Origin of the sequence: Emergencia sp. (assembly GCF_048465375.1) — a bacterium.
Classification (GTDB): domain Bacteria; phylum Bacillota; class Clostridia; order Peptostreptococcales; family Anaerovoracaceae; genus Senimuribacter.
In genome coordinates this window covers 241,941-254,627 of the sequence record NZ_DBFWLQ010000002.1, presented here as the reverse complement: position 1 = coordinate 254,627, position 12,687 = coordinate 241,941, and the positions used below count along the sequence as shown (strand labels likewise).

9 protein-coding genes are annotated in these 12,687 nt (G+C 50.3%); 2 read left to right on the top strand and 7 right to left on the bottom strand.

Annotated features, from left to right (window positions below; genetic code table 11):
* Nucleotides 1-44 precede the first annotated feature (44 nt).
* Both ACMQ5W_RS01695 and ACMQ5W_RS01690 read right to left on the bottom strand, forming a co-directional pair.
* Nucleotides 45-989 carry an aminopeptidase gene (locus ACMQ5W_RS01695; RefSeq protein WP_419022857.1) on the bottom strand — a complete coding sequence of 315 codons (945 nt, stop codon included), beginning with the start codon at nucleotides 987-989 and terminating at the stop codon, nucleotides 45-47.
* Nucleotides 989-2,305: a cytosine permease gene (locus ACMQ5W_RS01690; protein WP_419022855.1), complete on the bottom strand. Its 1,317-nt coding sequence runs from the start codon at nucleotides 2,303-2,305 to the stop codon at nucleotides 989-991. Before ACMQ5W_RS01690 ends, ACMQ5W_RS01695 begins: the two co-directional genes overlap by 1 nt.
* A 183-nt stretch (nucleotides 2,306-2,488) precedes the next feature.
* Between ACMQ5W_RS01690 and ACMQ5W_RS01685 the strand changes: the two genes are divergently transcribed.
* Complete coding sequence (locus tag ACMQ5W_RS01685) at nucleotides 2,489-4,105, top strand: PucR family transcriptional regulator (protein WP_419022854.1); 1,617 nt, start codon at nucleotides 2,489-2,491, stop codon at nucleotides 4,103-4,105.
* Nucleotides 4,106-4,230: 125 nt separating this feature from the next.
* Nucleotides 4,231-6,420 carry an LPXTG cell wall anchor domain-containing protein gene (locus ACMQ5W_RS01680; RefSeq protein WP_419022852.1) on the top strand — a complete coding sequence of 730 codons (2,190 nt, stop codon included), beginning with the start codon at nucleotides 4,231-4,233 and terminating at the stop codon, nucleotides 6,418-6,420.
* Between the two features lie 200 nt (nucleotides 6,421-6,620).
* On the opposite strand, the gene ACMQ5W_RS01675 is transcribed toward ACMQ5W_RS01680, so the two are convergent.
* The 5 genes from ACMQ5W_RS01675 to ACMQ5W_RS01655 all read right to left on the bottom strand — a co-directional run bounded on the left by ACMQ5W_RS01675 (nucleotide 6,621) and on the right by ACMQ5W_RS01655 (nucleotide 12,686).
* Nucleotides 6,621-6,761, bottom strand: coding sequence for a hypothetical protein (locus ACMQ5W_RS01675; RefSeq protein WP_419022850.1), 141 nt, complete (start codon nucleotides 6,759-6,761; stop codon nucleotides 6,621-6,623).
* A gap of 29 nt (nucleotides 6,762-6,790) precedes the next feature.
* A complete protein-coding gene (locus tag ACMQ5W_RS01670; protein ID WP_419022848.1) occupies nucleotides 6,791-9,259 on the bottom strand; it encodes an ATP-binding protein in 2,469 nt (822 codons plus the stop codon).
* On the bottom strand, nucleotides 9,256-10,569 hold the full coding sequence (locus ACMQ5W_RS01665) for an ABC transporter substrate-binding protein (RefSeq protein ID WP_419022846.1): 1,314 nt from the start codon (nucleotides 10,567-10,569) through the stop codon (nucleotides 9,256-9,258). The genes ACMQ5W_RS01670 and ACMQ5W_RS01665 overlap by 4 nt, the downstream gene beginning before the upstream one ends.
* A 156-nt stretch (nucleotides 10,570-10,725) precedes the next feature.
* A complete protein-coding gene (locus ACMQ5W_RS01660) occupies nucleotides 10,726-11,970 on the bottom strand; it encodes a Sapep family Mn(2+)-dependent dipeptidase (RefSeq protein ID WP_419022845.1) in 1,245 nt (414 codons plus the stop codon).
* The gene (locus ACMQ5W_RS01655; RefSeq protein WP_419022843.1) at nucleotides 11,967-12,686 is read right to left on the bottom strand and encodes an aspartate/glutamate racemase family protein; all 720 of its coding nucleotides are present in this window, start codon (nucleotides 12,684-12,686) and stop codon (nucleotides 11,967-11,969) included. Before ACMQ5W_RS01655 ends, ACMQ5W_RS01660 begins: the two co-directional genes overlap by 4 nt.
* Between the last annotated feature and the right edge of the window lies 1 nt (nucleotide 12,687).

Below are 12,687 nucleotides of genomic sequence, written 5' to 3'. Positions count from 1 at the left end.
TGGTGCTTGCACAGTTTCGCAAAGAGAAACTGTCCTATAATAAATTAATAAATGTGCCTGCCGTTTTCAATGACGCATTCCTCGTCCAGCCAGACCGTCGGGCTTTTGATAATCATGTCATAATGCATGTTGCAGTCCTGCTGACCACCCATGAACAGATTGTTGCCGCAAGCGATATGAATGGTGCCGAAGACCTTCTCATCTACCAGACCGTTGCCCATGATTTTGCAGGATGGGTTGGTGCCGATGCCGAACTCGCAGACGTTCTTTGCCGTATCGTCGAACTGTGCCACGAACTTGTCAAAGTCCTCTGCATCCGCGCCTTCTGTCTTGACGATGCGTCCGTCCTTGAAAGTGATGGTCAGAGGTTCCTCCATGACCTTAAAATCTGCGATGACGCCGTCTACCACCAGTCTGCCGTCGCCTTTGGTTTCAATCGGAGCGACCATGGCTTCACCAGCTGGCAGATTGCCGAAGGCGCCTTTGCCGACCAGCTTGCCCGTATCTGCGATACCGGCTCTGCCGCCGCAGTAAAGGGTCAAATCCGTCCCTGCCTCCGTAGTGATGCGAATTTTTTCGCACTTGTCCAGCTTTGACGCCAGAATATCGCCTATGCGCTCCACTTCGTCGTAGTCGGCATTCAGCGTCATATTGACGATTTCTTCTGTAATCGTAGGCATGGAGGCGACTCGACAGCCTCTTTCCGTTGCCTCTGCCCTGCCCTTGGTATGAGTGAAAGACCCGCTGGTGATCATCATGCAGGCGTCAGCTTCCGCAAGAGCGGCCTGAGAGAGCGCCGGCATTTCACCGGAATGTCTCACAGGTCCCGAAGCCATGACCGTTTCCACGCCCAGGTCGTTTCCCGCTTTGACAAATTCTCTTGCCAAATCAAGCTGTTCCTCGTCCGTCAGGATCAAAAGCTTTTCGCCCGGTTTTGCGCCCATGCAGGATGCAATAGACGTCTTCGCCGCTTCATAAGTACCTTTCATTAACAAGCCTCCTTCAGTTCTGTCCCCTCGCCCTTTGCAAAAGGATTCAGTTTCGGATTTTTTATCACGCTGCACAGTACCGCATAGACGACGATAGTTGCAACGATTCCGACGATTTCAGGGATAAAGAATGTATCAAAATAAGTCACTGCTGCTCCGACCAGCCATGCTATGATTCCCAGCCAGTTGACGCCTGGGAACGGTTTCCAGTCAGCTGCTCTGCCCTTGCCCATGACCCAATAATCTGCAATGAGTACGGCGCAGATCGGCGTGATGAAATAGCTCAGCAGTGAGAGGAAGTCTACGAAGTAGTAAACGATGCCGCCAAGGGACAGGGCGATGCCGATGAGTCCGCAGATGGCGGTTACGATGGCTCTTCTGTCATCCCGCAGTTTGAACATGTTGACCACTGCGATGCCGGCAGAATAAGCGTTTCCGACATTTGTTGTCCAAGTTGCCAGGATCAGGACGATCATGCCGATGGCAGGCAGTCCCACGTTGGCAAACATGATTGTGATATCGGAGTTGCCGGAGCAGATCGCCAAAATGGCACCGCAGGCCAGCGCGCCCACCCCTGCCGGGATGACGCCAAAGAGACAGGAAAGCGCTGCGCTTTTGCCGTTTTTGCTGTATCTGTTGTAGTCTCCACAAGTTGCTGCACCGGAGATGAATCCGCCTACGGAAATGGTGATGCCCATGACCATGCCTCCTTCGCCGCCAGGATTATAAGCAGCCAGGACTTCTGCGCCGCCATTTCCCAGAGCGATAGAAACGCCGTAGATTAAGAAGACGAATAACAGTGGTACGCTGACGATGTTGAGAATCTTAGTCAGCCCGATTCCATAGAATGCGGTGATCAGCATCAGTCCGCCCCAGAAAATACACGCGATCCACTCTGGAAATGCAATGCCAAAGCTGGACTGCATCAAAGAGCAGAAAGAAGTGGCACATACGATAGTCTGATAAGCGTACCAGCCTACCATAGATACTGCGATAATCAGGGAAATGGTCACCTGTGATCCTCTTTCCCCCAATGCTCTTGATACAGCAACTGCTGTCGGTCTGCCAGTCTGTGCTGACTGGGCAGCGATGAGCATCATCAGAGCGACGACGATACCGTAACCGATAAACATGGCTGCGATTGATTCTTTAAAATTAAGTCCAGATGATACCATGGCGCCTACCATCAGCGCCGGAACGCAGATGACGTTTCCTGCCCAGATAAATGCAATGGACGGCCAGCTCTTCTTCTCACTGTCCGGCACTTTTTCTAAGGTAATGCTCTCTACCTCAAAGTTCTTTTTTCCTTCGGCCATAAAATAGCCTCCTTTCGTATAAGGGTTCTGAATTTATTAAGAGTATATCAAGTTTCAGCGCCCTTGTCATTAGCGCCGTCGCTGATTATTCTGATAATTAATTGTGCATGTGCATAAATCATCATTGTAATTCGACCTTTTTTACGCTATAATCAAGATAATAATTGTTATGAGGTGACAAAAATGAGTATAACCGTAGAAGAATGCCTGAAATTACCATCCCTGCGGAACAGCCGGGTCATCGCAGGAGAAAAAGGTATCTCCAACATCGTCAACAGCGTGACGGTTTTGGAGATCGTGGATAATGTAATCTTTGATTTCGGCAAACCGATTAAAAACAGCGACATGGTGCTGACCTCTTTCTATACCATCAGAAATGATCCCAAGGCACAGTGCGACCATATCAGCTACATGTACAATTCCGGCGATGCCTGCGTGGTCATCTATTATCTCGGAATCTGGATCAAAGAAATCGACCCGGCCATCATCGAACTGGGCAATCGGCTGAATTTTCCCATCATCGTCATGCCTGAAAATCGAACAGACTTTTTCTATAACGAGGTGATCGGCGAAGTCTACGAAGCTATTTTTCGCAATCGCGCCAATAACAACGATTTCATCGATACCATCGCCTCCCTGGTATCCCGCCTGCCGGAAAACCGCCAAAATATCGCTACGTTGATGCGCCTCATCAGTGATAATCTCAAGTGCACTTTTCTGCTTTCCGACGCCTCGCTGAATAACGTCTGCCTCAGCAAATGGCCCATGTCCAACGACATCACTGCGGACACCATCTCTGCCCTCTATGAAAATGCTGCCGCGACAGATGAATATTGTGTAGAAACGACTCTGAACGACATGCCGCTCAAGGTTTTCTGCGTGCCATTTTCCGCTTTTGAGTATCGCAACTTCTCCCTCTACGCAGCCGATGATTTTGGCCGTCTGACCCTTGACGACATCTATCGCGTCATCGAACTTCTGCAAATTTTCTCTAAGCTGTGGGATCTGGACTCCAACAATATACTGGAAAACGCTCTGGTTCCCGCTATCATCGAAGGGGAAGAGGAGAAGATGTACAGTATTTCAGAAAAGCTGGGGATCGATATCGATGCCATCAACACGGCTATCATCATCCGGCCTGCTTTTGAGCACGGGGATACGAGGGAACAGCTCCAAACCATGCGCAGCCTGATTCGTGCTGTCAAAGACAACGCAGAGGCTTTTCGCAAAGAAATCATCATCGACACCTACGGCATCTACATCATCTGTTTTATCGTCTACGCCTCATCAATCGATTCTGATAACGCGTATATTGAAGAGATGATGGATGCCATGGATCAGGTTACAGAGGATTACACTGTCGCTTTTTTCCCTAACGACGACAATGCCAAAGACGTGCGGCGCACTTATCTTCTCTATTCAGAATATATCCCCCATGTGGTGGAGATTTTCCCCCATAAGAAAAAAATCTCCTACGGAGATCTGATGTTCGCCAAGCATTGCTCTGATATGGCGGCAGAAAAAAGCGAGAATTACCGCATCTGCCGCAATATTCTAAAGCCGCTGTTAGAAATTGACACCTCTGGCGAATTGCTGCATACCTTGGCAGTCTATTACCTGGACGCTGACTGCGAAGTAAAAAAGACGGCAACGCTGCTTTTCGTCCACAGGAATACGATTCAGTACCGGCTTTCAAAGGTTCAGGCCATCACCAACTTCAGAACAGACGACAGACTGGAGTCTTATCTGATGTATACGGCCATCGCCTGCTGGCGGCTGAATCCGGCTTTTCCAGTATAAAACGTCTCTGATTTATACGGTTTAGGTCATTAACTGACGGTTTAAGCTAATACCCTTGACCCCCCCCCCGATTTTGTATAATAAAAACAAAAAGCTAATGCATTTTCCCCGGGAGGAGGAACCATATGAAGAAAATGACGAAGATCAAGAAAACCCTGGCCGCAGTGCTGGCCATGTGCCTGGTCGTGGCATATTTTCCACTGCAGGCCAGCGCAGAGGATGTACAGACGGTCACAATTGCATCGCAGGAGGCTTGGGATGAGCTTGAAGAGAGCATCGGCGCGGATCATCCATGGCCTGCGAAAATCACCATCGATGCCCCTGGACAGACGATCAGCCCCAGCGCTTACGTGGTGTCTGACATCACCTTGACGAATGGAACCTTTACTGTAAACTACAACGTGGGCGGCACGGTGGCAGTCAGCGGCGGCGAGTTTGTATATAGTGGTCAGGGAAATCCTATCCGCTCTGTCACTGTAACAGGCGGCAAGTTCACAAATGAAGGAGCCGTTCAAAGCCTGCAATTATCAACAGGAGGCTTTGTCAACAACGGAACCGTTTCCGGCACTGTCATCATCGATGGCGGGACCTTTGCCAATGATGCTGGCGGCACGGTCATATCCCCTGTGCTTCTGTCTGGTGGTTACTTTGATAACAACGGCGCCATCGGAACGTTAGAACTTAGCGGCGGCGAGTTCACCATCTGGGATTCGGGCACACAGGGTTCGATCACCATGAGCGGCGGTACCGTTCTCAATAAAGCGAAAACAGAGATTTTCCTAAATATCAACGGGCAGGGATATACCCTTGCCGACAGCAATACTCTTACCGAAGTGCTTACGGCACCTGCAGGCTTACAGTGGACGCAGGAATCTGAAAAAACTAACGCAACAGCCTCGTGGAGTTCCGTGGCAGATGCTGGCAGCTACAAGGTGACCTTATACAAATCAGGCCGGCAAATCGGCGGTACGCAGACCGTTGCTGACATCAGCTATGACTTCACTTCCGAAATCCTCGCAGGCGGCTATGGAACTTACACCTTCCAAGTGCAGGCTCTTGCCGATGGAAAAGTAGCAAGCCCAGTCATCTCAAGTGGCGACTTTGAGTACAAGGGTCCATCGGGGGATGTAACCACCGATGACTACGCCTGGGACGCCGCTACTCAGACCCTGACCATCAAGACAGACAGCGGTTGTCGTGCTTGGCAATCCGATACCAGCATTCTGGGTACGCTGATCAGCGACGATTCTTTTGGAATCGTAAAGCATGCCGTTTTGGGGCCGAAGGTTAATTATATTCGGGATAATATGCTGCCGTGCACACAGCTGGAAACCCTGATTGTGCAAAGTACCCGCGCTATCGTAAGTACCCATTGGGCATCCAAAATACCTGCAAGCGCTAACGCTTATTGCAGCATTTCCCTTTCCCTCGGCCATTTTCCTGGCAAGGTGGAATCCTTCCAATGCCGCTTCACCGGTATCGAAGACGGCCAGGTCTTCAAGGGCAGGGCGCCGGATGGTTTCACCCTTTACGGTATAGGCACCAACACTACCACTGATGATCAGTATATGAAAGCCCTGGCCTGGGAAGTTACCAAGGCCGACGACGGAAAGGTTTCCGGCAGTAATTTTATAGAAAGCCCAGAAAATACCTACACCGTCGATGATTTGAAGCTAAATCATGACGACTATGGCACTTACACCCTGACCGTCACCTACCAGCCACAGAAATATACAGATGGTGCTTGGTCGAACGATGGGAATTCTAAGACCGTCTCCGCCACCTTCACCATCGAGCCGGAAGGCGGTTCCAATCCAGTCTATCCTCCAGCGCAGCGGTACACCATCATTTCCTCTGCTGATCCAGGCGGCACCATCACGCCGGATGGCAGCACTACGGTTTCTGCAGGTCTTTCCGCCAGTTACAGGATCGAGGCGGCAGAAGGCTACGACCTGAAGGACGTCCTGGTGGACGGAAAATCCGTCGGACCTCTGACAGAATACACCTTCGAGCGGGTCTATGCAGATCACACCATCCACGCTGTCTTTGAAAAAAAGGCAGGCGGTGATGACCCTCTGGAGCCAGATAATCCGGAAAAACCGGGCAAGCCGAATAAACCGGGCACTCCGGCAGACAAACCGAACGGCAGGCCTGGAACGTCTGGCAAGCCAGGCAGCGGGACGGTTTCCACAGGCAGCGGGACTACGGGCAATACGCCAAAGACCGGCGATGAAAGCGATCTGCTGCTGTGGATAGTCCTGGCAGCTGCCGCTGGTGGTACAACTCTGGTCCTGCGCAAAAGAAGAGATCATTAAAATATAATTTTCCTGAAAACAAAGCCGCCTGCACAAAGAACTAGTTCTTTGTGCAGGCGGCTTTGTCCATGTATCTGATAAGAGATTCCATCTTTGTACACTCTATATCTCAAGTCCCCAATCCTTCGCGCTAGACAATGTGTGCGGCATTTGCCCCAACAGACCCTCTGCGGACTGCCAGGTCCTCTTTTGATCCCGTCTCAGCCTGGCAATGCGGTAAAATCACCAGTCACCAGAGCGCGCAGGATGCTACCGAAGGAAAAAGCCAGCAAAAATCCCTCCGCTTGGCTTCGGTCTGCAGATGCAGCAAAGAGGGCAGCAGCAGCAATTCTATATTTCATATTATGACGTGCAATAGACGACTGACTTGTTAAACCTCTGTCCGGCCGCGCCGCTCGTTGACAGGTGACAGCCATTTCATCAAAATCCGGCCTGATTCCTCCATACTGATCGGTTTGGTCATATAGTCGTCAAAACCTTCAGCCAGCAGCAATTCTCTGGCACTGTCGGTGGCATCCGCCGTCAAGACGACGATAGGCAGCTTCTCGTATCTGCCGCCCGGAAGCATACGAATTTTTTTCATGGTCTTGATACCGTCCATTTCTGGCATCATATAATCCATGAAGATCAAGTCATAGTCTTGGCGGCTGGCTGCTGCAACAGCTGCCTCGCCCGATCCGGCACAGTCTATTTGCATTCCAAACACCTGCAGCAAGGCTTCTGCAATCTGCAGATTCAGGTCATTATCGTCTACGATCAGAACTCTCACGTGGGGCAGTAAAGGCGTTTCGAGCTTCTCTTCCTCTGCAATGCATAGGCCGGCATCCATCCGCTTGAGCAGGGATACCAGCTGGATACCGAAGAGCGGCACAAAGATTGCCGCATCTTCCGGCTCATCGGACATCAAGCCGTGCTCCTGAATCTTCAGCAGGGTCACCAGCTTCTGATCATCTGCCAGCTTTCCCTCCAGCTCCTGATGGACAGTCAGCCTGTCGGCCATGACCATCTCATAACAGCCTTCAGAAAGGGCGCTCTGAAATTCGCTGTAATCCGCACAGATTTTATATTGCAGGCCTAATTCCTGCAGATAGAACTCATAATTCTCTCTCAGCGATCGCGTCTTTTCGTAGATCAGAATGCGCGGAAGGCTCTTTTGGGAGAGATCCATCAAAATCTTTTCTCCTGCAGCCGCCTGCACAATCCTGGCCGTAAAGACAGAGCCCACACCGTATTCACTGACTACTGTGATATCTCCTTCCATCATTTTGCACAGGGAGTTGGCGATGGAAAGACCCAGTCCGGTCCCTTCTTTGCCGTGGTTGTAAGGAGAATCAATTTGGTTGAAGCTTTCAAACAGCTTATCCATGTCCTGCTTTTTGATGCCGATTCCCGTATCCTCCACTGCCATGGTCAGAAGAATCTGATCCTCGTCTCTATCACAGTGCAGGGACAATTTGACATAACCCTCCTCCGTAAACTTCACGGCATTGCCTACGATGTTGATCAGAATCTGCTTGATTCTCGTCATATCCCCAATCATCTGTGCCGGCACGGTTTTGTCCACATCCAGGAAGAAACGTATCGGTTTGTCTTCAATTCTGACCGCTGCCAGAAACGCAACGTCATAGAGTAAAGTTTCTGTCTGGTATTGCTCATTGAGGATGGTAAATTTACCCGCTTCCAGTTTTGACAAATCCAAGACGTCATTGATGATCGTCAGCAGCCCTTTGCCGGAGTTGAGAATGCTTCGCACGTATTCCTTCTGCCTGATGTTTAACTCACTTCGCATCAAAAGTTCGCCCATGCCTACGATGGCATTCATCGGCGTGCGGATTTCATGACTGATATTGGCAAGGAAAATCGACTTTGCCTCCGCTGCATGGCGCTGGTTTTGGGAGACAATCCATATCCCTCCTGCCGCTGCCAGCAAAATCAAAAATACGATGATGGCGGCAATGCCCGTGCGCATCAGCTCTTTGGTCAGCATATCTGTCTTCGCCGTAATCACATCCTTGGGCACGATATTTACAATCGTCCAGTCGTTCAGTCCCAGAGGACAATAATAACCAAACCGCTCTGTACCCAGCTGATCGTAGAGAATCGTACCCGATTCTCCCGCCAATATGCTTTCCCTGATTGCCTGCGTGCTTCCGCCTGTCTTGATCTCCACATTGTCTAAAACGCGGTAAAAGTTATTGTAATCCATGCTTTTATTGCGCATGATCAGATTTCCATCTCTGTCGATGATGTAAGAATAACCTTCTCCGCCAAAGCTTTCCGTTCCCAGCGCCTCCTGTAATTTCGAGATGTCCAGCATGGCCATCATAACGCCTGAGATTTTGCCGCTTTGGTCTTTTGCCGGTACAGCCAGAAGAATGCCCGATGCCGCCCGGTTAGTAAAAATATAACGGACGATGCCGCTGATCGAGGACTGTCCCTTGACAGCTTTTTTGAAATACGTCTGATCAGAAACGTCTCCATTTCTGGAAGATTCGCTGGCCTGCAATCGCCCGTCAAGGTCTGCGTAGCCGGCAAAGACAAATCCCTGAGTCTTTACGATGTCTTTTAAATAAGCAGCTCGCTTCTCCTCTGGAATGACAAGATAGGTGTCCCCTATGGTCTGCAGAGAGTTCTCCGTATCCTTTACCACCATTTTGGTGTATGCCGTAATGTTGTCAGCCACTTCTGACATCATGACCTGATTCTCCGCCTGCAGCGTCTTATCAAATCGCTGAATATAAGAGATGGCAAAAACGCCAAAGAGAATCACAACCACCAGCAGGGCAGCAATTATAAAAGAGAAGTGTTTCTTATCTTTCATCAGAGTCCTCAGCTTCATTGCGCCTGCTCACCTCCTGCCATTCTCTCTGTTCTGAGATGGTCCATCCCGCGCAGACAATCTGCGGGAGACAGTCCGCTGCCTTTCTTCATATAATCTAAAATGCAGGAAGCATCCATCTGGGAAAATCCCCGGATGCGGAGCCAGGCAATGGAATCTCTGTATTTCTGTTCGATCAGATGCTCTGCCTCCAGATATTGAGGCGTAGAAATACTGGCCACCTGGTTTTTAAAGACAGGCGCCGTATAGATATTCTCAAAGGCGATATTGTAGTTATATGGATCGGCCAGGAAGGTGATAAAATTGAGGGCTGCCTCCAGTCTGGCGCTGTTTTTGTTGACAATGAACAGACCCAAATTGGGGCCTTCGAAGGTGCCCTCTTCAGGAATGCCTACAAAGGCCGGCATCAGCCCGAATTTTTTCGCATTGCCCTTAAAATCCGTATACAGCCAGGTATCCCAGCAGAGCATCATAGCATAACTGCCGCTGTCCATGGCTTCGTTCATACCGTCCCAGTCATTCTTTTCATAGTCTTGCCCCAGATAGCCTTTTTCGGCCATCTCGCCATACCACTCCACCACCTGCTCCATCTCAGGAATGTCTGCATAACCTATCTTTCCCTCATTGAGTTTTTCCAAAGTCTCACCGTTCTCAACGAGAGAGTCCAAAGGGAATTGATACAGCAGCATGGAAATTTCTTTTGCCGGCAGATAGAGCGGCGTAATGCCGTTCTTTTTTAAAGTTTTGCAGACTTCCATGAACTGTTCCTGGGTTTCTGGGATTTCCAGCCCATATTTTTCAAAGATTTCCTTATTGTAGAGGGTTCCAGAAATGGAGGCCTCCCAATGGGGCAGTCCGATCACCTTGCCGTTAAAGATGGTCTGATTGATGGAAGTATCCGTCAAATCGTCCACCCACTGCGCTTCAGTAAAGTCGTAAAAGTTTTCGTCCGGATCGTAAGCTTCTATATTGGCGCCGCCATAACTCAGCAAAATATCAGGCTTCTCGATTTCGCCTTTGATCGATGCCTGCATGCGGGCTTCGAAGTCTTCCTTTGGAATCTGCACGATTTCCAGCTCATTTCCGGTCAGTTCCTTATAACGTTCAAAAGCCCGCTTTATGTAGCTGCGGTCTAAATCGGGATAGACTCCCCAGATGACCAGCTTTTCGCCGCTGCCCTTCTCCCAGTCGTAGACCGGTTCTGCAAAAGCCTCTGCTTTATCTGCCGGAACGTTTTCTTTCTGTCCGCATCCTGCCACCAGCGAGAAAATGAAACAAGCAATCATCAATAGGGCAATTCTCTTTTTCATCAGTTCTTCCTCTGCATTTCTTATCGCTAAAGATAACTCTATTTTAACACCAATTGCTGGAAATGTCGATTTTAAATCGTCGGCGCACCATTTGCACCATCAAAAAAACTTATGGATATCTGCTCGTCCAGATTCCCATAAGTTTCTGTTTCACCTTTATTCACAGGCCAGCTTTTCTATCGCCAGTCTGTATATCTCCCTGGCTTTTTCCAGGTCTTCTACGTAAATCCACTCGTCCTTTTGATGTTCTGTGCACTCCCGGCCGGGAAAAACGGGTCCAAAGGCCACGATGCCCGCCATGGCTCTGGCGTAGGTGCCGCCGCCCATGACCTGCGGTTCCCTCGCATCTCCTGTCACTTCTGCGTAGGCTGACATCAGTTTCCCGATGATTTCTCCCTCCTTGTCCATATAGACCGGATCCATGGAAGTGATCGTCTCCACTTTGATGCCATAAGGTGCCGCCGCTTTTTCCATGCGGTCCAACACCTCTTCTCCGCTGTAAGTAACCGGATAGCGGATGTCCACCTCCAATGACAGCATCTCGTCAGTCATCCCGATTCGTCCCACATTAAAGGACAAAGATCCGCTGGCTTCATCATATAGTCCAATACCGATATTCGATCCATCCAGGCACCAGCCGATTTTCTCCATATAGAACTGGGCAAAGGGACAATCATAGGCTGCCGCCTTTTCCATCAGTTTGCTGATGGCGTTTTCCCCTTCTTCCGGCGTACTGCCGTGAGCAGCTTTTCCCGCTTCCTGCAGAACAGTGCCGTCTGTCAAAGACCCTTTCGCCCAGTCTGCCACCATGTTAGGTGCATCCCCGCCGCTGACTTTGACAAAGCCTGATTTTGACGCTTCCATGGACAGCCGGACCATCAGAATGCCCTTTTCTCCATAGATTGCGGGAAAATCCGCATCAGGTGTAAAACCGAAGGTCGGAATTTCCTCGTGTTCTTTATAATAGTCCATATCCACCCAGTCGCCTGTCTCTTCCTGACAGCCGAAGATGATGCGGACGCGCTTGTTCAGTTTTTTGCCCGAATCCAGAACGTCCTTCATGGCGAAGACAGCCGCCATGGCAGGACCTTTGTCGTCCATGACGCCACGGCCGTAGATTTTGCCGTCCACGATTTCGCCTGCGAAGGGATCGTGCTCCCAGCCTTCGCCAGCCGGAACTACATCCAGATGACAGAGGATGCCCATCAGCTCCTCACCTTGGCCGATTTCCGCCCAGCCCAGATAATCGCCGCAGTTCTTGGTACGGAAACCCCGTCCTTTGCAAAAATCCAGCATATAAATCAGGGCGTCGTGGACGTTCCTGCCGAAGGGCATATTCTCCTCGGCCGGCGCATCGGTGATGCTGGGAATCGCAATCAGCTTTTTTAATGAATCTATCATTCTACATAATCCTCCATTCTGACCGCAGTGCTGTGGATAGAATTGGTATAGCCCATCTTGACCAGCAGCTCCAGCGCTTTGACGCCCGTCTGCAAGGGCTCTACCACCTGCACCTGGCACCTGGCCTTTTTTAAGGCTGTCCTCAGTTGGTCTGCCGCAAAGTTCATGCCGGTGCATCCCAAAATGACTGCGTAAATCCGCTGTTCCTCTAAGCGCTGACAGCAGGCCGTCAGACGTTCTATCAAATCACCCTCTCGCAGATCCAGTACGGTCATATCCACCTTCTCCACAGCGGCGATGCGTTCCTCAAACTGATAATGGCGCGCTTTTCTCGCCTCACAGGACAGTCCGTAATCGTCAGTGGTGATGATACCGATTCTTTCACTGAGCATAGAAGCGAAGAGGACCGAAGCGCTGTAAGGCCCCAGCACCGGTTTTTGCGACAGCTCTCTGGCCCCGAGCAAAGCCGGATCGTCAAAACAGTTGATGAAGATGCCGTCGCAGTCTTCACTCTGCGCCTTTACCACCAGGCGCAGAATCTCCCCTCCGTTGATCACACCCTGGGCTTCCGTTTCAATGGAGCGGAAGCCCTTTGCTACAGGCTCAAATTCAATCTCAGTTCCCGGATCGAGACTGGCAGACAGGTAGGTCCTCATACCGTCTACGACAGCAGCATCAAGATCCGGCACCGGGTTGATGATTTTAATTTTCATCATC